Raw genomic sequence first — 21,292 nt, forward strand, 5'->3', positions numbered from 1 at the left:
GTCCTGTCCTTTGTCGAAATGCTGAATCGATATGCGTGTTGGCCTGTCAGTCCGGCCCTAGATTTGGGCCGGGCACGGCCACGCGTTGCAGGTAATCGGCCTTGCTGGAGTGCATGTGCTCGACGCAGAGCTGCGACAGCGCCCAATTGTCGTTGCCACGCAGCAGTGAAATCATCATATCGTGCTGCTGGATCGACACCTGCAGCCCGTTGTGATCGGCAAGGTTCTTGGCACGCATGGGCAGTGTCAGGCCCATGTAATCCTGCAGCGATCGCACCAGATACGGGTTTCCGCACGCCGCAAACAGAGCGATGTGGAACGCGTCATTGGTGTCGTGAATGCCGCGCAAATCGCCGCGCTCGGCATACCGCACATATTCTGCTTGAATGGCTTCGAGCTCCATGATCAGCGACGCCTTGGCTGGCAACGGGATCATCAGTGCGGCCTGGCGCGTGAGCATCTCGCGCACTTCATAGATCTGCTTCACCTCGGCCGTCGAATAGGAACGCACCGTCGCGCCCACATTCTTCTCCCTCTGGACGATGCCGGTATGCTCGAGATGCACCAGCGCCTGGCGCACGAAGTGCCGCGAGGCGCCATAGCGTTCCATCAGGTTGTCTTCGATCAGCCGCGCGCCGGGCGGTAATCGGCCAAAGATGATATCCTCTTCGACACGTCGGATGATCTCGGCCTGTTCATCGGCGCGCGACGCAATTTTGGTGACGGTCATCTGGCATTGCCTCGAGATGCTTCGCGCCCTGACAACCGGTAGCAATCCTCGACAAGGCGTAGGGTTTGCAGATTGTCCGCGGGAGAGGTCTCGAAAGGCGCTCTGCTTTGCAGCGCATCGATGAAATGCGCGATGGTCGCATCGTAGGAACCCTGATAGGTCGCAGCTAGATCGTAGGCGCGGATCTCGCTTTGCGCGCCCGTCAGCTTCAGCTGCGTACCTTCGAGCCGAATTGAGCCAATCGTGCCAAGGATTTCGAGTTGATCGGCCTGCGATATCGGCGCGCCATGAGCTGCAAAGCTCGCGAACAACGACACACCGGCGCCGCCGCGGGATCGCATCTGGATCACGGCACCGTCTTCACCCGCAATATCCGGACATGTTTGGGTCAGCGCCGCCGCGATCACATCCAGCGGGCCTAGCAGCATGCGCAAAGTATCGAGATGGTGAATTAGCACTTCAGCCACCAGCATGCGGGACTCGCCGCGCATGAACGGCTGGCGCTCGATCGCAGGATATTGGCCGTTTGCATCGGGAATCGTGCCCGATGTCAGCAGCGTCAGACGGGCAGCTGTCACCGCCCCGATACGACCGTCCCTGATCCAGGATGCGGCATCGCGATAGTATGCACGAAAGCGCCAGTTCTCATGCACCATCAACCGGATGCGACCCTCGACATCACGAGCCAACGCCTCGGCTTCTGCGAGTGTCGGGGCGAGCGGCTTCTGGCAAAGCACCGGCAGACCACGATCGGCGACGAGGCGTACCAAAGGCGCATGGAAGGCACGCGGCGCAGCAATATCGACCGCATCGAGTTCACATGCCGCCAGCATGTCTTCCGCGCGCGAAAAGCATTGCGCGATACCGAACTGCCGGGCGCGCGCAGCAGCATTCTCCGACGAGGGATCGGCGATCGCGACGACCACGGCACGCCCCGCGAGCTTCTGCCATGCCAGCAGATGATATTGCGTGACCCACCCCGCACCAATCAATCCGATCCGCAACGGCTTGCTCATTGCCCGATATCCCGACGCTTCTCGCCGATGACGGCCCGGCCCGTCGTTGCGTCAAACACGAAGACCGCATTGACCGGGAAATACAGATCGACGGTCTCGTCGATGGCGACAGGCACATGACGCGGCAATCGCGCCGTCCACTCCACGCCGGGTTCGATTTCGACCAACAGCAAGGTTTCCGCGCCCAACGGCTCCACCGCGATCGTACGCCCCCGCACATGGCCCGCAGGCTCGCTGCCTAACGCCGCCTTGTTGATATGCAAATCCTCGGCGCGCACGCCGATTGTCACTTTTTGGTCTACCAGCTTTCCCAATAACTGAGGCGACCAGCGCGTCAGCGCCGTCTCAAGGCTCTGGCTTCGTGCCACAGAGCTTTCATTGGCCGAAGCGACAACCGCCGTCGCCAGATTCATCGGTGGCGATCCCAGGAATCGGGCGACGAACGTGTCCGCCGGCTCCCAATAGACGTCGAGCGGCGCGCCGATCTGAGCAACGCGACCGGCATTCATGACGCAGATCCGCGTTCCCATGGTCATGGCCTCGACCTGGTCGTGGGTCACATAGATCATCGTCGATCCCAGCCGCTTGTGCTGCTTGATGATCTCGCTGCGGGTGTTGACGCGTAGCGCGGCGTCGAGGTTGGACAGCGGTTCGTCGAATAGGAACACCATCGGCTCGCGCACCATGGCGCGCCCGAGTGCGACACGCTGGCGCTGGCCGCCGGACAGCGCGCTGGGCTTGCGCGTCAGCAGCGGCGTCAGACCAAGAATATTCGCCGCATCCTGCACCCGGCGTTCGATCTCGGCAGCGGCGAAATTGCGCCGGCGCAGGCCGAAGGCGAGATTGTCCGCAACGCTCATATGCGGATAGAGCGCATAGGACTGAAACACCATCGCGATGTCGCGATCCTTGGCCGGCACCTGATTGACTACGCGATCGCCAATCGAGAGCTTGCCGGAGCTGATCTCTTCCAGGCCCGCGATCATGCGCAGTGTCGTCGACTTGCCGCAGCCTGAGGGCCCGAGCAGAACCATGAATTCGCCGTCGCCGATATGAAGATCGACCTTGTCAACGACCACCGGACCTGTCGGCCCATATTGTTTGGAGAGTTTGTCGAGGGTGACAACGGCCATGGCTGCCTCTTATTTGATTGCGCCGGCAGTCATGCCGCGAATGAGTTTCTCTGAGAAGAAAACGTAGACGATGATCACCGGAATGACGGAGATCATGACGCCGGTGGCGATCATGCCGATGTCCTGGAAATGATCGCCCATGAAGGCGCGAATGCCGACCGGCAGCGTGCGCTTGTCAGGATCGGTGATCAGCACGACGGCAAACAGAAATTCGTTCCAGAGCTGGATAAAGTTCAGGATCAGCGTAGTGGCAATCGCCGGCATGCCGATGGGCAGCACGATGCGCCGGAAAATTTCGAGATCGCCGTAGCCATCGATCTTGGCGGCGTCGAACAGATCCTGCGGAATGCGCGCAAAGAACCCTTCCAGCAGATAGATTGTCAGCGGCAGCTGCAGCGACACATAGACCAGCGTCAGCCCGAGCAGGCTGTTGTAAAGATTGTAGTCGACCAGGATCTGATACAGCGAGATCAACGTAATCTGCGGCGGGAAAATGATCGACGAGAACAGGATGCCGTAGACCAGCCGATTGCCGCGGAAACGATAGCGCGCCAACGCATGCGCTGCTGCGGCGCCAAGCAGCGTCACGACGGCGACGGCGCCCACCACGACAATCGTGGAATTCCAGAAATAGGTCGCAAAATCGGAATCGACCCAGGCGATCCGGAACTGCTCCCAGTGGAACACTTTGGGCCACGCATAGTGGTCGGCGCTGATTTCGGCGGTGGTGCGCACCGACATCGTGGCGAGCCACAGGAACGGTCCCAGCGTGTAGATAGTGTAGAGGCCCAGCACGAGAGCGAGCGCTCCGCGGCTGAAGAAACGCGGCAAAGGTGCGCGTTCCGCAAGCATGGCAGCCACGATCAGTACTCCAGACGTTCGCGGGTCGCCAGAAGGCGATTGAGGATGATGACAGCGGCGCAGACCACCACGAACCACACCGACGCGATGGCGGAAGGATATCCGAGATCAAAGGTGTTCCAGTTGAAAGCACGCTTGTAGACGTAGGTGGATACGGTTTCGGTCGCCCATAGCGGGCCGCCCTGGGTCATGATCCAGACCAGATCGAAGATCTTCATCTTGCCGATGAAGGCAAGAATATAAAGGTTCAGCAAGGTCGACCGCAGCATCGGCACAATGACGTAGCGCAGCTTGGCGCCCCAGCCGCAATTGTCGAGTTCGGAGGCTTCTAGTACCTCGCGCGGCAACGAATGAATCGCCGCGAGACAGACCACCATGTTGAAGCCTGCCCATTTCCAGGCATGGGTCACGATGAGTGCGCCGAGCGCTAAATTTGGATCACCGAGCCAGGACGACGCCAGTGCCCCAAGCCCGACGGCGCGCAGCATGGCGTTGAGGATTCCCCAGTCGTAGTTGAATATCCACATCCAGAGGATCGCGACGACGACGTAGGATAGAAGGACCGGAGTGAACCACGCGACCCGCAGGAAGCGCGCGGCAGGAACGCCCGCATATAGCGCCAGTGCGAGCAGCAGGCCTGTCACAACATCGAGCACGGGCGCGATGAACGACCAGATGAATGTGTTCCGCACCGACACCCAGAACGTCTCGTCGGACATCAGCGCGCGATAGTTATCCAGGCCGACGAAGGTCGCATCGAGACCTTCAATGGTGAAGAAGCTGTCATAGAAGGTTCGAAACGCCGGATAGGCGGTCAGTCCGATATACACCGCCAAAGCCGGCGCCAGAAAGACGGCCAGCACCCACCAGCTCGCCCGGCGCGGATCGGCCAGCGAGGGGGCTGCGTGCTGAGCCCCCTCCTCGGCAGCGGATGGAATGCTGATCGATGTCATTGTTAGTACTCAGCTCTTGAAGCAGGCGCTGTCCATCTTCTCCGCGGCTTCCTGAACGCTCAGAAGGCCAGCCGGAAAAGCGTTGTTCATGACCTGGGTGTAGGTCTCCGCACACTTGGCGCGGTAATACAGCAGAGGCGTGCCGAAGAAGTATTTGACGTTCTTGTTGCGTGCGTTGAGCTCCGCAAAGTAGTCCTTGCGCGGGCTGTTGATCTTGGCCGGGTCGGATTTCAGACCGGTCTGCAGCGAGACCTGCTCCATCCACTTGGTGCCATTCTCGACGGTGGCCATGGATTTCATCAGCGCACCGGCGCAATCCTTGTTCTTGCTCTTTGAATACATCACGAAGCTGCCGGCGACGGCGAGCGTCTTGCAGTCCGGACAAGCGCCCTTGTCCATTGCCGGAAATTGCATGATGCCGAGCGGGAAATTGGCCGGCATGCCACCACCTTCCGGTGGCGCAAAGGCGCGACCCGTGAACCAGCTCGGATCCGGGAAGGTCAGCGCGCCCGGCGTGTTGTAGAAATAGAAGTGGGACTCACCGAGCTTCAGCGTGGAAAAACTCTTCGGATAGGCACCGGCATCGACCAGCCCCTTCATCCAGGTCATGACTTCAACGACGCGCGGATCCTTGAACGACAGCCCACCATTGAGCAGCTTGCCATAGTCCTCGATACCGAGCTTACGCAGCAGCGACTCGAACAGAAGCAAGCCACCCGGGAACGGACGATCGCCGACGCCCTGCGACACCGGGGTGATGCCGGCGGCAACGCCCTTCTTCACCAGATCGGTGAACTGCTCCTGCGTTAGCTGGAACGACGCCGGCACATCCACGCCGACCTTCTTGACCGCGTCCTTGTTGTAGTAAAGCTCGACCGTATAGGCCTCGACCGGCAGGCCGTAGACCTTGCCCTTCGATGTCCAGGCCGGTTTCGACCAGTCCTCGTACTGCGCCAGATCGACATAGCTATCCAGCGGTTCGAGGAAGCCTCCGGCGAGAAATTCCGGCTGATCCGGTTCCATGTAGAAAATGTCGGGCGCCTGCCCGGTCCGCACCGCTGATTTGGCCTGGGTGTAGAGATCCGCCTTCGGGATAAAGCTGAGCTTGACCGAGCACTGCTTGTTCGCAGCCTCGAAGTCCTTCACCCGCGTCGTCACCCAATCCTTCTTGGCGGGCTCGTCGGGCCAGTTGCTCCACATCGTGATCTGCGTGGCCTGCGCAAAAGCGGGAGCAGCGCTCGCGATGGTAGCCGCCGCGACAACCGCAGCCAGTCCAATTCTCCGTGCCGTCATGGTGATCTCCTCCGGATGTCTGTTTTTTATTGGGCCGGACCCTGGAACAGGTCCAGTCATATTGTCAATAATAAATATCCAATTGAGTGGTATTAGCGATTATATCCGCCGTACCCAATCAGATTATTGACAATTCAAACGACGCCGGCGATGTAACGAAGAAAATCGGCTTTGGTGGCCGCAGGGGAAACGACATGTCCAAAGGGCTTCGCAAAGGGCTGACAAACTATGGCGACGCGGGATTTGCGCTATTTCTGCGTAAGGCGTTCATCAAGGCGATGGGCTATTCCGACGATGCGCTGGAGCGCCCGATCGTTGGAATCACCAACACCTACAGCGACTACAATCCGTGCCACGGTAACGTCCCTGCCATCATCGAGGCGGTGAAGCGCGGCGTGATGCTGGCCGGCGCGATGCCGATGGTATTTCCGACCATCTCGATCCACGAAAGTTTTGCGCACCCCACCTCGATGTTCCTGCGCAACCTGATGGCCATGGACACCGAGGAGATGATCCGCGCGCAGCCGATGGACGCCATCGTGGTCATCGGCGGCTGTGACAAGACGCTGCCGGCCCAGATCATGGCCGCGGCATCCGTCAATCTGCCAACGGTTGTGATCCCCGTCGGACCCATGGTCGTCGGTCATCACAAGGGTGAGGTGCTCGGCGCCTGTACGGATTGTCGCCGCCTCTGGAGCGCGCACCGCGCCGGCGAGATCGACCCCGAGGAAATCGAGATAGTCAACGAGCGCCTCGCGCCCTCCGTCGGCACCTGCATGGTGATGGGCACCGCCAGCACAATGGCCTGCGTCACGGAAGTGCTGGGCCTGTCGCTGCCGATGAGCGCGACCATCCCTGCCCCGCACGCCGAACGTTTCCGTCTCGCCGAAGCAAGCGGCAAGCGCGCCGCCGAAATGGCGGTAAGCGGCGGACCACGTCCCTCGGAATTGCTGACGCCTGCGGCTTTCCGTAACGCCACCGTTGTCATGCAGGCGATCGGCGGCTCTACCAACGGCATCATCCATCTCACCGCCATCGCCAACCGGACACCGCATGGCTACGACCTCGACATGCTCGACGAGATCGGCCGCATTGCGCCCGTGCTGATCGATCTGAAACCGTCAGGTGCGCACTACATGGAGCATTTCCATCACGCTGGCGGCGTGCCCAAGTTGCTTGCAGAACTTGGCGACCTTATCGATGGTAGTGCGCCCACCATCGCAGGCAAGACGCTGGGCGAGATTGCGGCCGAAGCTGAGATCGTCCCCGGTCAGGACGTCATCCGGCCGCGCAGCAATCCGATCAAGGCCGAAGGCTCCATGGCCGTGCTGTACGGCAACCTCGCGCCCGGCGGCGCGATCATCAAGCGCTCGGCTGCGACGCCCCGACTGCTGCAGCACACCGGCCGCGCCGTGGTGTTTACCTCTGTCGAGGACATGGCACTACGGATCGACGATCCCGATCTGGACGTAACGGCCGAAGACGTTCTGGTGCTACTGAACACCGGCCCCAAAGGCGCACCGGGCATGCCGGAAGCGGGCTATTTGCCGATCCCAAAAAAGCTCGGCCGACAAGGTGTGAAGGACATGGTGCGCATTTCAGATGCCCGCATGAGCGGCACTGCATTTGGCACCATCGTGCTGCATATTACGCCCGAATCCGCGGTGGGCGGTCCGCTCGGGCTAGTTCGCAACGGTGATCAGATCAAGCTTGACGTTGATGCGCGGTCCATCAGCCTTCTGGTCGATGAATCCGAACTCGACGGGCGCCGCGCAGCACAGTCAAAGGTTCATCCAAACCTGCCTGAACGTGGCTACGCTCGCCTGTTTCAGCAGACAGTGACCCAAGCCGACGAAGGCTGCGATTTCGACTTCATGATCGCGAAAAAGACGTAAGATTTTACCTCGCGATCACGCATCGCCTGCAATCCGCCTTTACAAACGGATACTATCAAAGATTGCGTTGGCCCACTCCCGTGAGCTCTGAGAATGTCCGCTCATCTTGAGAAGAATGACTTCAACCGTCCGTTCATAATGCGCCGTAAGCAAGCTATCCATCCCAGGCTCGTATCAATGTCCGCTTTGCGCCAGGACCGGACCTTGTCTGACCCAGGCCAGTCCACTGCTCAATGCCGAATTATCCTGAGTTCAAGCAAGCAGCATTTTCGTCGATACTGAAAGCCGGTTGGAAGCAACGTCTTATTCTGATGAAACAATGGACCAATTTGTGCCCATTGTAAGCCGGCCAAACAGGGCGCGAACCTTGTTGTCGAGCTCGCGGATCAATCAGCGACTTCTGCTTCCAAGACGTCCCCTTGCCTTCGGCCGCCGTCAGAGCGTCGAGTTGCTCGGTAACGACCAGGCGATAGGCCGTGATGTCGATGGAAGAGCTTCGAAAACGCGGCAGTGGTCTCATAGCCGACAGAGGTCGCAATCCGTGCAATCGCCTCGTCGCTTGCTTCGAGTAAAAACGCGGCCTCCGACATCCGGCGCGCGATCAGGTAACTGTACATGGACTGGCCGACGAGCTTGGTGAAGCGAGCTGAAAACGCCGAGCGACCTAGCCCAACCCGCTGCCCGAGGTCATCAAGAGTCCAGGGCCGATCCGGTCGTTCGTGGATCAACCGAAGTGCCGGTCCGATGTGCGGGTCCGCCATCGCGCCCAGCCACCCGCCTTCTCCGGGACCAAGCGACTTGATCCAGTTTCGCAGAACCTCGACGAAGAGCACTTCTGTTAGTCGTGACAACGCGACGCCCTGGCCGGGACGCTCACATGCCGACTCGCTCACCATGCGTCGCAGAATCGCCTCGAGCCACGCGCCATCCTCCGTGGGCTTCAGGAGAAGCACGGGCGGGAGTAAGTCCAGCACGCTGCCGCGTGAGGGCCGCGCCACGGTGAACTTGCCGCAGATCATCGTCGCATGCGGCTGCGCGTTGCCGCCGTGACGAACGACGCCACGATCCGCGGCCGATCGATCGAAGTCGAGAACCGAAAATGGCGTCGTTCGGCGATCCGAATAAATCACATGGGGCTCGCCCCGCGAGATGACAACACAGTCGCCCGCGTTCATGCGGAGTTCTGATCCCTGTTCGAGCGCGAGGGTCGCTGAGCCACGACTGATATAATGAAACATGGCGTACGGGCGTTGTGGCAACGCCAGATTCCAGGGATGGCCGAGCTCGAAGTGGAACAGCAAAGTCCCCCCGAGGCGCACGCGGTCGAGTACTTCGGCGAGGATGTCCATGGCGGCGATGCTAATCTCGCGGACGATCCGACGCAATACTTGGACGATTGGGCTCTACCGTCCGAAACATCTTCATATTAGGTCCTGCCGAAGCGCGCGGACGCATCGTGCAGTCATCCATCTGCCGAAGGGCAGATGGATGATCCGCGACTTTGCTGAATCGCCTGCCATCCCCGACCTCGCGTCGTTCGTCATCCAACAGGAGCCATTCATGCGAAATCTTCTGCTTTCAACCGCCGCCGTCCTCCTGGCCGGAGCGGCATTTGCCGCCTCCGCCCAGTCGGCCGAACTGCCCAAGGGGGCCGCTCACAACATCGTGCTCGTCCATGGCGCTTTCGTCGACCAGACGAGTTGGCAGCCTGTTGCCGACATCCTCACCAAGAAGGGCTACAACGTCACGCTCGTCGAAAATCCGCTCACCTCCCTTGCCGCTGACGTCGATGCCACCAAACAGGCCTTGGCGAAGCAGAACGGCAAGACCGTTCTCGTTGGCCATTCCTGGGGCGGCGTGGTCATCACGGAAGCCGGCAACGACCCCAAGATCTCGGCGCTCGTCTACGTCTCCGCTTTCGCGCCTGACGTGGGACAATCTCTGGCGGACCTCGCCAAGAGCGGTCCCGCGACCGAAGGTGGTGCGGCGATTCATCCGGACGACAAGGGCAATCTCTACATCGATCCCAAGGTATTTCCGTCGGCCGTTGCGGCCGACCTTCCTCCGGAGATCGCCGCGCACCTGGCTAACTCGCAGCTTCCATTGAATCACGTTGCATTCGAGGCGCCCGTCGACATTGCAGCCTGGCGCGACAAGCCGACATTCTATGTCATCAGCACGAAGGACAAGGTGATCGCACCCGAGGCCCAGAAGTTTTTCGCCGGCAGGATGAAGGCTCAGACGACGGAAGTCGCCGGCAGCCATGCTTCGCTCGTTGTTCATGCGAAGGAAGTCGCGGCGGCGATTGAAAAGGCCGCGCTGGTGAAGTGACAAGACCGCTCCCGGCACACGCGTGCCGGGAGCGCTGCACTGGTCCCTCACTTGATTACTTCGTGCCCAGCATCCGGAGGATGACATGACTGCACTCGACATCACGAGCGAGGACGCCACGCTTGAAGCGGCACCCACCCGCTACATCGAAGGCCGCGGAATCCGCTTCGCCTATCGCCGCCTCGGCCCATCGACCGGAACGCCGCTGGTGCTTCTGCAGCATTTCTCGGGCAACATCGATGCGTGGGATCCCGCCGTCGTCAACGCTCTCGCCGCCGATCGCCCTGTGATCGCCTTCGACAACGCCGGGGTCGGTCGCTCGACCGGCCAAACGCCCGACAATGTCGCGGCGATGGCACGCGACGCGGTCGCCTTCATCAACGCGCTTGGCATCTCTGAAGTCGACCTGCTGGGCTTTTCTCTCGGCGGATGCGTCGCCCAGCAGATCGCTGCCGAGCACGGACGGCTCGTCCGCAAGCTCATCCTCGTCGGCACCGCGCCCAAAGGCGGAGAGGAACACCTGTTAGCGGTTCTCCAAGAGGCGTTTTCCCAAACCGATGCACCCGACCCCCGCCTGCCGCTGTTCTTCACGACGTCGCCCGCCAGCCAATCGTCCGGCCTGGCGTTCCTGAAGCGGACGCAGGTGCGTAAGGACGATAGGGACACCGATAACGGCAGCGCGGTCACCGATCCGCAGGCTAAGGCGCTGATCACTTGGTGCGCCACACCTGATCCCGAGCACGCCATTCTGCACGCTATCCGCCAGCCCACTCTTGTGGTCAGCGGTAGCCACGACACCATGCTTCCCGCGAACAATGCCTACGCAATGTTCAAGGAACTCAGCAACGCGCAGCTGGTCCTCTATCCCGATTCAGGCCACGGCGCCCTGTTTCAGCACCACGAGATCTTCGTCAGTCACGTCCGGACTTTCCTGAACGCGTAACCGGCAGCCGCATGATCCCCGGCGAGAGGTCGATGCGATCATACGCACTTTATCCATGAGAGTTATTTCGGAGGACAAAATGAGAATCGAGGTCGAACGTTTCAGCCTTACGAGCTCAAAGCCATTCGATTCTGTCGTGGCCGCGCTCAAGTCGGCTGTCGGCCAGCCCGACATAGTCGAATTTTTTAAGTCGTCGAGGGCGGCAAATTCCTTCCTGGAATTGGAGCGCATTGTGCATAGCGGGCTTGGCCGCACGGGTTTTATGCTTTTCGCTGAATTCGACTTAGGCGCGGTTCTGCGTCGCGAAACTGGTTCCAAGATGCCTAACAGCATACGGCTTTTGGTGGGCAATCCACTCATCATGAAAGAAATGGTCAAACACGTACCTGATGCTGGATCTTACGCGCCAGTGACGATCCTCATTGATGAACGTCCTGATGGCGTGCAACTCTCCTATGACAAAATGGAGAGCTATCTCCTGCCGTATGGCAGCACGGAAGCGCTCGCAGTCGCACGCAATCTCGATGCGAAAATCACGGCATTGCTGCGCGAATGTGCAAGCTAAAACTTCCCGATGACGTTTCGGCCTGTGGAAGTGATCGTCTCAAAGCGGCAATCGCGCAGCGCGAGAACGCAACTTGGTGACGCGAGCGAGACGAATAGCTATTAAACCTGGAAGAGAATTCCGAACATGTACAAGAAACTTCTTGCCGCCCTCACCGCGACGGCTTTTTCATTGGCTGTCACGGCTGCTCCCGCCGTCAGTGCTGAGCCGCTGGATGCCACGACCCTTAACACAATCAAATCGCAGTTCGGCAGACTCATGGAATTGGCGAACAAGCACGATTTCAAGGCTTTGCATGAGATGTTCTGGCAATCGCCCTCGACCTTGTTGGTGGCAAAGAGCGCGATCCCGTCCGAGGGAAACTGGGCCGGCTTTTGGGGCAACGAAGCTATTGATCAAAAGCTGCATGACATCGGTAGCTCCGGTCCGGTCGTGCTGGAGCCCGATTATTCGAAGCTCAAGATTGTCGGCCTAACGCGCGACGTAGCAGAGTCCTATGTGCCGATGAACATCACGGTCTCATATGCGGGACAGGATGGAACAGCCAGGCCATTTCTGATGATCATTAATTGGCTTCGCGTCGGGAAGGACTGGAAGGTCGCTTCTGAGATTATTCTGCCCGTACCGCCGGCACCCGCTGCGAGGGGCTAGTGCGCGCGGCACCTGCGCGACATCTCGTCGAAAAGCTCAGGTCGGCAACGACCCACTCTTCGGGCATCTGCGGTAAGCATTTTAGGTATCCAGTGCCCGCTTTGCGTCAGGAGTGGTCACAAGCAATCTACAAAGGGAACTGTCGACGCGTCGACACTTCCCCCGACACCTGCATCCAGAACGACGACTCGCGGCCACGATGTCGTGAGAATCGAGTTGTCAAATTCAGCCGAGATGGCTCACGAATTTTGTTCTCAAGTAAGCATTAAGTCCCTCAACACCTCCCTCGTGCCCGTAACCTGAATCTTTTACGCCGCCGAATGGCGTTTCCGGAAGAGCGATACCAAAGTGATTGATCGATACCATTCCGTGGTCGAGTCCGTCGGACACCTTGGTCGCAGTTTTCGCGTCCTTGGTGAAGGCATAGCTCGCAAGACCGAACGGCAGGCTATTGGCGCGTTCCAGCACTTCATCGGCATCCTTGAAGCGTAACATCACCGCGATCGGGCCAAATGGCTCCTCGTGCATAATTCGCGCATCGGCGGGGACATTCGTCAGTACAGTCGGCTCGAAGAAGTTGCCGGAATTGCCAACGCGCTTGCCGCCCGTTTCGACTTTAGCGCCCTTCTCCTGGGCATCGAGCAGAGTCGCTTCCATCGCATTGACTCGCCGCGGATTGGCGAGCGGTCCCATTTTGCTGTTAGGATCGAAACCGTCTCCGACCGTAGTACCGCGCGCAAGGTCCGTGAATTTGGCAACAAACTTGTCGTAGGACTTTTCCTGAACAAAGAAGCGCGTCGGCGAAACACAGACCTGGCCCGCGTTGCGATATTTCATGCCGGCCAGAAGCGTGGCAACGCCATCGGTCTCGGCATCGTCAAAAACCAGCACGGGCGCGTGGCCGCCAAGCTCCATGGTCGTGCGCTTCATATGCTGTCCGGCAAGCGAGGCCAGATGTTTGCCGACCGGGACAGACCCCGTGAACGATATCTTGCGGATCGCCGGCGAACTGATGAGATATTCCGAGATCACGGCCGGAACGCCGTAAACCAGATTGATCACGCCGGCGGACACGCCGGCCTCTTCGAAACATTTCACGAACTCGATCGGCGAACCCGGTGTTTCCTCGGGGCATTTGATGATGATCGAGCAACCGGCGGCAAGCGCACCGGAGATCTTCCGAGCAGCCTGCAGCACAGGAAAATTCCAGGGTGAGAAGCCCGCCACCGGACCGACCGGCTCCATCATCACCATGTTGCGGACGCCGTCGGCGCGCGCCGGAATGATGCGGCCATAGGCGCGGCGGCCTTCCTCGGCGAACCATTCGATGACGTCGGCCGAGCCCATGACTTCGAGCTTCGCCTCAGCCAGGAGCTTGCCTTGCTCAAAGGTGAGAATGGTGGCGATCTGCTCGACCCGCGCGCGCACCAGATCGGCCGCCTTGCGCAGGATCTTGCTGCGCTCGAAGGCGGAGACGCGTCGCCAGGTGTTGAAGCCGGATCGAGCAGCGGCGATCGCCTTGTCGAGATCGGCCTTTGACGCATGCCCGAGTTTGCCGATGGGCATATTCGTGGATGGATTAATCACGTCCTGGTAATCGCCCGAAGTCGGCTGGGCCCATGCACCGTTGATATAATGCGGGAGCGTATCGAGATATTGTGGCTGCATGGACTAAATCCTGTTCCAGATTTCGGTTTGTTGTGAATTGAGTTGCAAGTCTATTCAGGGGCCAACACACCGAGGTACTGGCGGACATCAGGCTGGCTCGTGAGGTCATCAAAATGAGCATAATTGGTGACGGCTCCACCACTGACGAACAGGAAACGCTCGCAGATCTCCTTGAGGATCGTCAGCTGAAACGTCGCCGTCGGGTGCAGGCAGATGAAAACGAGCCGCTTCTCACTGCGCAGCTTGCGGAAGAAATCCAGCATGAAGCCGATATAGCCATCCTGGGTATTGAACTGCGGTTCGTCGAACAGATGAACGAGCGGATAGGCGCTTGCAGCCTGCTCCATCGTGAAGGACGGCCTGGTCTTTCTGAACTGACGGACCTGATAGGACTGATGGTAATGAATCGCGAGACGATCGCGCTGAAGATAGCGAACGCTTTGCATGTCCTGACCGGCAACCATCACACGCCCTGCCGACGGCACGTTCGATCCCGCGATCATCTCGAATAGCGTGGTCTTGCCGGCGCCGTTTGGCCCCATGACGCCCACAATCTCGGGCTGCATGAAGGCGCGATCCACATGCAGTTGAAACGCGGGCTCCCGGTCAAGCAAGCCGCGGCGATAGATCTTGTTCACGCTCTCCAGCGCAAGTAGCGGCGTCTCGCTCATTACAGCCCTCCCAGAAGCTTGCGCTTGAGTCCGGGATCTGCAGTCAGTGCAGCCGCGTCCCCTGCCCAGGCAACATGTCCCTGCGAAAGCACAACAACCCGATCGGCGACGCCCAGCGCGACATCGGCATTCTGTTCGACCACGATACTGGCAATGCCGGCCTGCCTGAGGCGCCGGATGACAGCCATCACGTCGTCGACGATTTTCGGTGCAAGGCCCTGGCTCGGCTCGTCGAACAGCACGAGACCGGGTGAACCGAGCAACGCGCGGGCGATGGCCACCATCTGCATCTCGCCGCCGGACAAAGTCTCGGCCTCACGCGCCATCAGATATTTGAGCGGTGTGAAAATCTCGGTGACTTCTCCGAGAGACCATCCTCGAAAAGTCGTGCGCTTTTCGCCCAACGACAGATTTTTCGCCACGGTGAGTGTCGGACAGAGGCGACGGTCGTCCGGCACCCAGCCGATGCCCGCACATGCGATATGATGCGTCGCGCTGGCCGCGATCGATTTTCCCTGAAAACGGATGTCGCCCCGGCGCGCGCGCGTGAGACCTAGGATGGAGCGAAGCACCGTGGTTTTGCCCGCTCCGTTGGCGCCGAGCAGGGCAAGCACCTCGCCTGCGCGCACGGACAACGAGACCGAAAACAGCGCCTGCGTCTCGCCATAGAAAGAATCGATACTGGATACATCGAGCATCAGTTGAGCCGCCCCAGGTTGGAAGCCTCGACCCAGGGATTCGTCTTGAGCGCGGCCGGCGCGCCGCGCGCGATCACCTGCCCCCAATGAATGACGGATATCTCATCGGCCAGCGAGAACAGGAATTCCATATCATGTTCGATGATGACGATGGTCAGATCGCCTTTGAGCTGAAGGATAAGATCGGCAAGTCGGGCGCGCCCGTCGCTACCCAGACCCGCGGTCGGTTCATCGAGAAAAAGCAGCTTAGGACGACAGGCCAGCGCGACGCCGATTTCGAGCGCGCGGCGTGCGCCATAAGAGAGCGACTTGGCTTCATCGTCGGCGCGTCCTGCGAGACCCACCTTTTCGAGAATGCCGTGAGCTTCGTCGACCAGCGCGGTGTCGGCATATGCCTGAGCAATCATGTCATGTCCGCGCCGGCGCGTAGCCGGAAGCGCAATGGCTATGTTCTCGAACACCGTGAACTCGTCGAACAGGTTCATCAGCTGGAACGACCTTGCGATGCCGAGCCGTGCGATATCCTGGGGACTTTTCCCGGTGATGTCGTCTCCCTGCCACAATACCTGCCCGCGATTGGGCTTGTAGCGGCCGGTCAGCACGTTGAAACAGGTCGTCTTGCCGGCGCCGTTCGGCCCCATGATGCCGGACAACTGGCCGGCTTCAAATGCAAGCGAGACGCTCTCGAGCACGACGCGATCGCCGAATCGCAGATGCAGATCTTTGGCTTCAAACAGTGGCATGGCTCACCTCGCCTGCGATTGCGGTGCGGCGGCAGGGCGCGGAACGATCTTGTCTCGTCCGTTCATGACGCCGGCAAATATGCCGGCGATCCCCTCCGGCTTGAAAAGCACGAGGACAACAAACGACAGGCCGAACCACAGCATCCACCCTGTGGTGAATGATCCGATGACGTCGCGTGCAAGAAAGAAGGCCACGGCACCGATGACGGGCCCCCAGAACGAGACAAGTCCGCCGCCCACCAGTGTCATCATGACGACATAGCCGGAATAGTGCAGGCTCATCACGTCCGGGAAGGCGGAAGTCTGTGCCATCGCGAATAATCCGCCCGCGAGTCCGGATAAGGTCGTGGATACAACCAGGACTGCCGCCTTGTAGCGCCAGACGTCGTAGCCGACGAAACGAGCACGTGTTTCGTTCTGCTTTATGGCCTTAACCACCCGCCCAAAGGGGGAATGCACGAGCCGCCACAGCAGGAACGAGACGACAGCGAAGACCGCGAGCACGAAGTAATACAGCGCTATGTTGCTGCCGAGGTTGAACGTGGTGATGCCAAGCGAGGCGGGTAGCCTCTCAATCTTGAGCAAGCCATCTTCGCCCCCAGTTATGCGGTGCGCCTTGATCGCGATGAACCAGAAGATTTGCCCGAAAGCGATGGTCATCAACGCGTAATAGATGCCTCGCCTGTGCGAGATGAAGAGCGCCACAAAAGCGCCCGCTATTGCGGCTGCACCTGCCGCAACCGCAAGACAGACCCACAGGTTCGGCACGATGTTCGATTGCGCCAGACCGAATGCGTAGGCACCAATCCCGAAAAATGCGCCATGCCCGAACGACGGCAATCCCGCATGACCCAGGACCAGATTGTAGGCCAGAGCATAAAGCGCAAAGATCAGGATCTCGACCCCGAGATACTGATAGAGACCGACTCGCTCGATCCAGAACGGAACGGTTGCGAACAGGATCCACGTAACGAGCATCGCGGGCGTGAAGCTGGGAACCGTACGGGCTGCCGCCATATCAAGCCTCCAACACACTTTTCTTGCCGAACAGGCCTCGTGCGCGGAACGTCACGACGACAATTAACAACAGATACATGGACAGCATCGACCATTCGGAGGCATAGGCACCGGACAGCCCGACCACCATGCCGACCAGGAGCCCGCCCAACGCAGCCCCCCAGAAGCTTCCGACGCCACCGAGCACGATAATGAGGAATGCCGGCACAACGGCATCGACTCCCATATGCGGCCGGATTCCCCAAAGCGGCGCCATGATCACACCGGCGAAAGCCGCGAGCATCGTGCCAAGGACGAACACCCAAACCCGCAGCCGCGTCAGATCGATGCCGAGTGCCTGGACGATTTCGCTGTCATGGGCGCCAGCCTTGACCATCGCACCGAAGCGCGTGCGTTCGACGATGAACCAGACGGCTCCCATGGCCATGATCGCCATGCCGGCCGCCCAGAAGCGATAGGTCGACCAGATCAGATCGAGCATGATGAAGCCGCCGGACATGTCACGCGGTACCGGCATCATGTAGTCGCGCGTGCCCCACACCACGCGGATTAACTCTTCCAGCACCATAGCAACACCGAAGGTGAGCAGAAGCCCATAGAGCGGATCGCGCCCATAGGTGCGGCGCATCAGTCGCTCAAGCACAAGACCAAAGGGCGCAACCAGGATCGGAGCCACCACAACTGCTGCGGCAAACCGCAAGCCAAGCGGCACGCCCGCCCACGCGGTCAGGACATCCTGCGGCAACGGTAGCTTCGCCCGGCAAATGGCGTAGGCGAAGTACGCCCCGAGAGCGAATAACGAGCCATGAGCAAGGTTGATCTGCTCCATCAATCCAAGGATCAGCATGAAGCCAAGTGCAATCAGGGAAAATAGCAAGCCGAGCGCTATACCGTTCAGCAAATGCGGAAGGAGATTGAGAAGCGACATAAGCGTTCATCTATTCCAATGAGCGAGCACGAGCGCCCGGAACGTGCTCCGGGCGCTCACGCCTGGGCCTTATGTGTCGAAGACCGGAACGTCGGCGAGCGCCTTCATCTTGCATTTTTCCAGCGAGGCATCGTCCACCGCCGTTTCGGGCCTGGTCCAGCTGATGACCTCATACAGATCCGTCTTGTCGGCGGGTTTTGCATTGCGGCGGGCAAGATAGATCGTCTGCTGCACTTGATGCGTCGCAGGATCGATATACGCATCGAAATGCTGCATGCGGTCGGCAGCGAGCATCTTGTGCCCTTCCAACTGCTTGATCACAGCGTGATTGCTGGTCGTACCGGCGCGCTCGATGGCGCGCAGCAATTCGCGTGTCGCGATGTAGCCGTTGTAGGAGACATTCCCGGGCACCGGAATCGGCGACTGCGGATAGGTCGCTTGCCAGCGTTTGACGAATTCGGCAACGCCGGGGAGCGGCAAAAGATGATACCAGTTGGTACCGAAGACGCCGAACAGCGTATCTTCCGCGCCCCAGATATCGGGCCAGTCCTGCTGATTGTTCACCCAGGCCGTTTTCTCTTCCAGCTTCAGTGCACTGATCTGCTGACGTAGCGCCTTCATGTCGTCGCCGCCGACGGCCATCGCGACCACATCAGGCTTGGCCTGCTGCACCTTGAGGAGATAGGAGGTGAAGTCGCGGGTGTTCTGCGGGATCAGCAGATTATCGATGATCTGTCCACCGGACTTCTCGACCTCGGCTTTGGTCGCGGCCGATGTCGTATGCCCCCACACATAATCGTTGGTCAGCAATAGCCACTTCTTGCCGATCTTCTGAACCGCGTTCTGGACAGCGGCCTTGGAAAAATTGGTTCCGTTCCCATCCCAGACAAATTTGATGCGCGAGCAGTTCTCGCCTGCTTCGCTTGGCGCCGACGAGTTGGTGTTGAAATAGATGGTGCCGTATTTATTCGCGACTTGCGTGATGGCATTGGCGACGCCCGAATGCACGGCGCCGATCAGGAAGCCACACTGCTCCTGCGTAATGAAACGCTCCGCGATGCGCGTCCCTGTCGCCGCGTTGGTTTCGGTGTCGGCCGTCGTCCATTCGATCTTGCGACCGAGAACGCCGCCTTTCGCGTTGAACTCATCAATGGCGAGGCGGATGCCGCGCATATCGTCCTGCCCGCTATTGCCATATTGGCCGCTGGCATCGCAGGTGAGCCCCAACTTGATTGGCTTCTTTTCTCCCTGCGCCAGAACACGTGTGTGCTGCCATGGACCGAAAAATGTCGCTGTGGCAGACAGCAAGCCGCCCTTCACGAGGGCACGCCGGGACAGCCCGGACGTATCGCTACGTCGCTTCATTGTTTCCTCCTGGAACTCGGCGGCTCTTTTATTGTCCGCGCATCGCATGGCCTTAGAATAAACATTCCACGAACCATGTAAAGTGGAATATACAAGTCAGAGAAACCGATGACCGCAAATACGAGCCAACCGCATGTCCACTAAAGCCAAAGCCGCCCAGCACGGCACTTATGAAAACCTCCGTCACGAGATCGCGCGCCAACATCCGGATTTTTCAGATCGTCTCCGGGTGATCGCTGAGTTTGCACTCGAACATCCCACCGAGATGGCGCTCGGGACCGTGGCGGAAGTTTCACAGCGTGCGAAGGTGCAGCCGTCCGCCATTGTGAGATTTGCGCGCGCACTGGGCTATGGCGGCTTCACGGAATTGCAACAGGTGTTCCGTTCAAGGCTCGTCGCCAGCGTGCCACCGAGCTACAAGGAGCGCATCACCGGGCTGCGACGCGATGGCCGCTTTCAGGGTGCGAACAATCCACAGGCGGTTCTGACCCGCTTCGCGTCAGAAGGCATGGTCTCGTTAGAAAGCCTGCAGGACCGCGTCAGGCAGGCAGATCTTGCGCGCGCGATCGAACTGCTCGGCGCCGCAGAGACGATCTATGTCCTGGGCCTCGGCGGCTCTTTCCCGGTCGCAGCGCATCTGACCTATGTTCTGCGCAAACTTGGGCGCCGCGTCGTTATCCTCGACGGACTTGGCAGCGCGCTTGGCGACCAGGCCGCCTCGGCGACCCCTGCCGATGCGCTCGTTGCCATCAGCTTCAGGGTCTACAATCCCGACACAGCGCGACTGTTTCCGGAACTCGTAGCCCGCCGCTTGCCTGTTATCTCGATCACGGACAGCTTGCTCAGCCCGATTGTCGAGGGCGCCAGCGTCGTCTTCGAAATTCCGGACATGCCGGAAGCCGCACTCCGCACGATGGTTGCTCCCATGTGTCTCGCCCAGACACTGGCCGTCGGTCTCACGCTTACACTCGACTGAAGACAACTCTCATTAACTGACAGGATGAAGTCATGTCCGCTCGTATGCTGGAAGGCCAGGTCGCACTCGTCACGGGTGCAGGTCGCGGGCTTGGCCGCGCCTTTGCCGAACGTCTCGCAGCCCTCGGTTGCCATATCGCGATTCACGGCATGCGCGAGCACGGTCCTTCCGAATTTGGTGGCACCGAGACGCTTACGGATGTCGCTCGATCGATAGCGGACAAACATGACGTCCGCACTTTCAAGGTGCTCGGCGATCTTACTATATCGGAGGACATCGAGCGGGTCATTCAAGTCACCGAGACCAGTCTCGGCCCCATCGATATCCTCGTACACAATGCCGGCGGCGACATCGCGGCTGCAGGCGGAAAGCCAAACCCGAACGATGTCGTGAGTATCAAGGCAGAGGATGTGCGGGCCGTCATCGACCGTAATCTTCTAAGCACAATCTTAGTCTGCCAGCAGGTGGCGCGGGGCATGATGAACCGGCGCCGGGGACGCATTATCAACATCGGCTCAGTCGCGGCATTCAAAGGGCGCACGAATTCATCGATCTACGCAACGGCAAAAGCCGGCGCGATGCATTTTACGCGGTGTCTCGCCGACCAGATGCGGACCTGTGATGTCACCGTCAACACGATCGCCCCCGGCGACACACGCACGGAACGGTTTATGGCAACACGCACCGTCGATCCGGCGCGGCTGATTCAGGAAGGGTCGCTCGACCGGATTGCCACCATAGACGAGGTTGCGCGCGTCATTGAGTTATTTGCCGGACCTATGGGAGCGTTCGTATCGGGGCAGGTCCTTCGCGTCGACGGCGGCAGCCAGCTCTGGCCGGCATGAGCCTCAAACT

21 protein-coding genes are annotated in these 21,292 nt (G+C 59.8%); 7 read left to right on the forward strand and 14 right to left on the reverse strand.

The window, feature by feature from the left end; all coding sequences use genetic code 11:
• Window positions 1-46: 46 nt before the first annotated feature.
• From AB7951_RS19830 to AB7951_RS19855, 6 genes are read right to left on the reverse strand one after another with little or no spacing between them, the layout of a single operon-like run.
• Complete coding sequence (locus AB7951_RS19830; RefSeq protein ID WP_093760894.1) at window positions 47-730, reverse strand: GntR family transcriptional regulator; 684 nt, start codon at window positions 728-730, stop codon at window positions 47-49.
• Window positions 727-1,746, reverse strand: coding sequence for a Gfo/Idh/MocA family protein (locus AB7951_RS19835; RefSeq protein WP_439063224.1), 1,020 nt, complete (start codon window positions 1,744-1,746; stop codon window positions 727-729). Before AB7951_RS19835 ends, AB7951_RS19830 begins: the two co-directional genes overlap by 4 nt.
• Window positions 1,743-2,879, reverse strand: a complete 1,137-nt coding sequence (locus AB7951_RS19840; protein ID WP_439063223.1) for an ABC transporter ATP-binding protein — start codon at window positions 2,877-2,879, stop codon at window positions 1,743-1,745. The genes AB7951_RS19835 and AB7951_RS19840 overlap by 4 nt, the downstream gene beginning before the upstream one ends.
• Before the next feature lie 9 nt (window positions 2,880-2,888).
• Entirely contained in the window at window positions 2,889-3,731 is an 843-nt protein-coding gene (locus AB7951_RS19845) for a carbohydrate ABC transporter permease (RefSeq protein ID WP_175368247.1), read from the reverse strand.
• A gap of 11 nt (window positions 3,732-3,742) precedes the next feature.
• Window positions 3,743-4,693: a carbohydrate ABC transporter permease gene (locus tag AB7951_RS19850; RefSeq protein ID WP_439063222.1), complete on the reverse strand. Its 951-nt coding sequence runs from the start codon at window positions 4,691-4,693 to the stop codon at window positions 3,743-3,745.
• A gap of 9 nt (window positions 4,694-4,702) precedes the next feature.
• On the reverse strand, window positions 4,703-5,986 hold the full coding sequence (locus AB7951_RS19855; protein ID WP_120288873.1) for an ABC transporter substrate-binding protein: 1,284 nt from the start codon (window positions 5,984-5,986) through the stop codon (window positions 4,703-4,705).
• Window positions 5,987-6,180: 194 nt separating this feature from the next.
• On the opposite strand from AB7951_RS19855, the gene AB7951_RS19860 reads away from it, so the two are divergent.
• Window positions 6,181-7,881, forward strand: coding sequence for an IlvD/Edd family dehydratase (locus AB7951_RS19860; RefSeq protein WP_439063220.1), 1,701 nt, complete (start codon window positions 6,181-6,183; stop codon window positions 7,879-7,881).
• Between the two features lie 386 nt (window positions 7,882-8,267).
• On the opposite strand, the gene AB7951_RS19865 is transcribed toward AB7951_RS19860, so the two are convergent.
• Window positions 8,268-9,230: a cupin domain-containing protein gene (locus tag AB7951_RS19865; RefSeq protein ID WP_439063219.1), complete on the reverse strand. Its 963-nt coding sequence runs from the start codon at window positions 9,228-9,230 to the stop codon at window positions 8,268-8,270.
• 211 nt (window positions 9,231-9,441) lie between these two features.
• On the opposite strand from AB7951_RS19865, the gene AB7951_RS19870 reads away from it, so the two are divergent.
• The 4 genes from AB7951_RS19870 (at window position 9,442) to AB7951_RS19885 (ending at window position 12,371) form a co-directional block, all read left to right on the forward strand.
• Window positions 9,442-10,212: an alpha/beta fold hydrolase gene (locus tag AB7951_RS19870; RefSeq protein ID WP_441256123.1), complete on the forward strand. Its 771-nt coding sequence runs from the start codon at window positions 9,442-9,444 to the stop codon at window positions 10,210-10,212.
• Between the two features lie 85 nt (window positions 10,213-10,297).
• Window positions 10,298-11,155 carry an alpha/beta fold hydrolase gene (locus AB7951_RS19875; protein WP_439063217.1) on the forward strand — a complete coding sequence of 286 codons (858 nt, stop codon included), beginning with the start codon at window positions 10,298-10,300 and terminating at the stop codon, window positions 11,153-11,155.
• A gap of 79 nt (window positions 11,156-11,234) precedes the next feature.
• Complete coding sequence (locus AB7951_RS19880) at window positions 11,235-11,720, forward strand: DUF302 domain-containing protein (RefSeq protein ID WP_441256029.1); 486 nt, start codon at window positions 11,235-11,237, stop codon at window positions 11,718-11,720.
• A 126-nt stretch (window positions 11,721-11,846) separates the two neighbouring features.
• Entirely contained in the window at window positions 11,847-12,371 is a 525-nt protein-coding gene (locus tag AB7951_RS19885; protein WP_439063215.1) for a hypothetical protein, read from the forward strand.
• 225 nt (window positions 12,372-12,596) lie between these two features.
• Here the strand turns inward: AB7951_RS19885 and AB7951_RS19890 are convergent, their stop codons facing one another.
• The 7 genes from AB7951_RS19890 to AB7951_RS19920 all read right to left on the reverse strand — a co-directional run bounded on the left by AB7951_RS19890 (window position 12,597) and on the right by AB7951_RS19920 (window position 19,461).
• Window positions 12,597-14,039, reverse strand: coding sequence for an NAD-dependent succinate-semialdehyde dehydrogenase (locus AB7951_RS19890; protein WP_439082829.1), 1,443 nt, complete (start codon window positions 14,037-14,039; stop codon window positions 12,597-12,599).
• A gap of 50 nt (window positions 14,040-14,089) precedes the next feature.
• Window positions 14,090-14,710 carry an ATP-binding cassette domain-containing protein gene (locus AB7951_RS19895; protein ID WP_439063213.1) on the reverse strand — a complete coding sequence of 207 codons (621 nt, stop codon included), beginning with the start codon at window positions 14,708-14,710 and terminating at the stop codon, window positions 14,090-14,092.
• The gene (locus AB7951_RS19900; protein WP_439063212.1) at window positions 14,710-15,408 is read right to left on the reverse strand and encodes an ABC transporter ATP-binding protein; all 699 of its coding nucleotides are present in this window, start codon (window positions 15,406-15,408) and stop codon (window positions 14,710-14,712) included. The genes AB7951_RS19895 and AB7951_RS19900 overlap by 1 nt, the downstream gene beginning before the upstream one ends.
• A complete protein-coding gene (locus AB7951_RS19905; protein WP_439063211.1) occupies window positions 15,408-16,151 on the reverse strand; it encodes an ABC transporter ATP-binding protein in 744 nt (247 codons plus the stop codon). Before AB7951_RS19905 ends, AB7951_RS19900 begins: the two co-directional genes overlap by 1 nt.
• 3 nt (window positions 16,152-16,154) lie before the next feature.
• Window positions 16,155-17,168 carry a branched-chain amino acid ABC transporter permease gene (locus AB7951_RS19910; protein ID WP_439063210.1) on the reverse strand — a complete coding sequence of 338 codons (1,014 nt, stop codon included), beginning with the start codon at window positions 17,166-17,168 and terminating at the stop codon, window positions 16,155-16,157.
• Between the two features lies 1 nt (window position 17,169).
• Window positions 17,170-18,096 carry a branched-chain amino acid ABC transporter permease gene (locus tag AB7951_RS19915; protein ID WP_439063209.1) on the reverse strand — a complete coding sequence of 309 codons (927 nt, stop codon included), beginning with the start codon at window positions 18,094-18,096 and terminating at the stop codon, window positions 17,170-17,172.
• A gap of 69 nt (window positions 18,097-18,165) precedes the next feature.
• Entirely contained in the window at window positions 18,166-19,461 is a 1,296-nt protein-coding gene (locus AB7951_RS19920) for an ABC transporter substrate-binding protein (protein WP_439063208.1), read from the reverse strand.
• Between the two features lie 133 nt (window positions 19,462-19,594).
• Here AB7951_RS19920 and AB7951_RS19925 point away from each other — a divergent pair, with 133 nt between their 5' ends.
• Together AB7951_RS19925 and AB7951_RS19930 are read left to right on the forward strand one after the other, a co-directional pair.
• Window positions 19,595-20,437 carry a MurR/RpiR family transcriptional regulator gene (locus AB7951_RS19925; RefSeq protein WP_439063207.1) on the forward strand — a complete coding sequence of 281 codons (843 nt, stop codon included), beginning with the start codon at window positions 19,595-19,597 and terminating at the stop codon, window positions 20,435-20,437.
• 32 nt (window positions 20,438-20,469) lie between these two features.
• Complete coding sequence (locus tag AB7951_RS19930) at window positions 20,470-21,282, forward strand: SDR family NAD(P)-dependent oxidoreductase (RefSeq protein WP_441256030.1); 813 nt, start codon at window positions 20,470-20,472, stop codon at window positions 21,280-21,282.
• The last annotated feature ends 10 nt before the right edge of the window (window positions 21,283-21,292 follow it).

The organism is Tardiphaga sp. 285_C5_N1_2 (assembly GCF_052076065.1).
Classification (GTDB): Bacteria; Pseudomonadota; Alphaproteobacteria; order Rhizobiales; family Xanthobacteraceae; genus Tardiphaga; species Tardiphaga robiniae.

Bases quoted from the DNA above. Each gene is read 5' to 3' on its own strand.
- AB7951_RS19905 (WP_439063211.1), bottom strand. From the start codon at position 16,151: ATGCCACTGTTTGAAGCCAAAGATCTGCATCTGCGATTCGGCGATCGC.
- AB7951_RS19930 (WP_441256030.1), top strand. From the start codon at position 20,470: ATGTCCGCTCGTATGCTGGAAGGCCAGGTCGCACTCGTCACGGGTGCA.
- AB7951_RS19890 (WP_439082829.1), bottom strand. From the start codon at position 14,039: ATGCAGCCACAATATCTCGATACGCTCCCGCATTATATCAACGGTGCA.
- AB7951_RS19840 (WP_439063223.1), bottom strand. From the start codon at position 2,879: ATGGCCGTTGTCACCCTCGACAAACTCTCCAAACAATATGGGCCGACA.
- AB7951_RS19925 (WP_439063207.1), top strand. From the start codon at position 19,595: ATGTCCACTAAAGCCAAAGCCGCCCAGCACGGCACTTATGAAAACCTC.
- AB7951_RS19830 (WP_093760894.1), bottom strand. From the start codon at position 730: ATGACCGTCACCAAAATTGCGTCGCGCGCCGATGAACAGGCCGAGATC.
- AB7951_RS19900 (WP_439063212.1), bottom strand. From the start codon at position 15,408: ATGCTCGATGTATCCAGTATCGATTCTTTCTATGGCGAGACGCAGGCG.
- AB7951_RS19850 (WP_439063222.1), bottom strand. From the start codon at position 4,693: ATGACATCGATCAGCATTCCATCCGCTGCCGAGGAGGGGGCTCAGCAC.
- AB7951_RS19835 (WP_439063224.1), bottom strand. From the start codon at position 1,746: ATGAGCAAGCCGTTGCGGATCGGATTGATTGGTGCGGGGTGGGTCACG.
- AB7951_RS19855 (WP_120288873.1), bottom strand. From the start codon at position 5,986: ATGACGGCACGGAGAATTGGACTGGCTGCGGTTGTCGCGGCGGCTACC.
- AB7951_RS19920 (WP_439063208.1), bottom strand. From the start codon at position 19,461: ATGAAGCGACGTAGCGATACGTCCGGGCTGTCCCGGCGTGCCCTCGTG.
- AB7951_RS19870 (WP_441256123.1), top strand. From the start codon at position 9,442: ATGCGAAATCTTCTGCTTTCAACCGCCGCCGTCCTCCTGGCCGGAGCG.
- AB7951_RS19885 (WP_439063215.1), top strand. From the start codon at position 11,847: ATGTACAAGAAACTTCTTGCCGCCCTCACCGCGACGGCTTTTTCATTG.
- AB7951_RS19845 (WP_175368247.1), bottom strand. From the start codon at position 3,731: ATGCTTGCGGAACGCGCACCTTTGCCGCGTTTCTTCAGCCGCGGAGCG.
- AB7951_RS19910 (WP_439063210.1), bottom strand. From the start codon at position 17,168: ATGGCGGCAGCCCGTACGGTTCCCAGCTTCACGCCCGCGATGCTCGTT.
- AB7951_RS19860 (WP_439063220.1), top strand. From the start codon at position 6,181: ATGTCCAAAGGGCTTCGCAAAGGGCTGACAAACTATGGCGACGCGGGA.
- AB7951_RS19865 (WP_439063219.1), bottom strand. From the start codon at position 9,230: ATGGACATCCTCGCCGAAGTACTCGACCGCGTGCGCCTCGGGGGGACT.
- AB7951_RS19915 (WP_439063209.1), bottom strand. From the start codon at position 18,096: ATGTCGCTTCTCAATCTCCTTCCGCATTTGCTGAACGGTATAGCGCTC.
- AB7951_RS19880 (WP_441256029.1), top strand. From the start codon at position 11,235: ATGAGAATCGAGGTCGAACGTTTCAGCCTTACGAGCTCAAAGCCATTC.
- AB7951_RS19895 (WP_439063213.1), bottom strand. From the start codon at position 14,710: ATGAGCGAGACGCCGCTACTTGCGCTGGAGAGCGTGAACAAGATCTAT.
- AB7951_RS19875 (WP_439063217.1), top strand. From the start codon at position 10,298: ATGACTGCACTCGACATCACGAGCGAGGACGCCACGCTTGAAGCGGCA.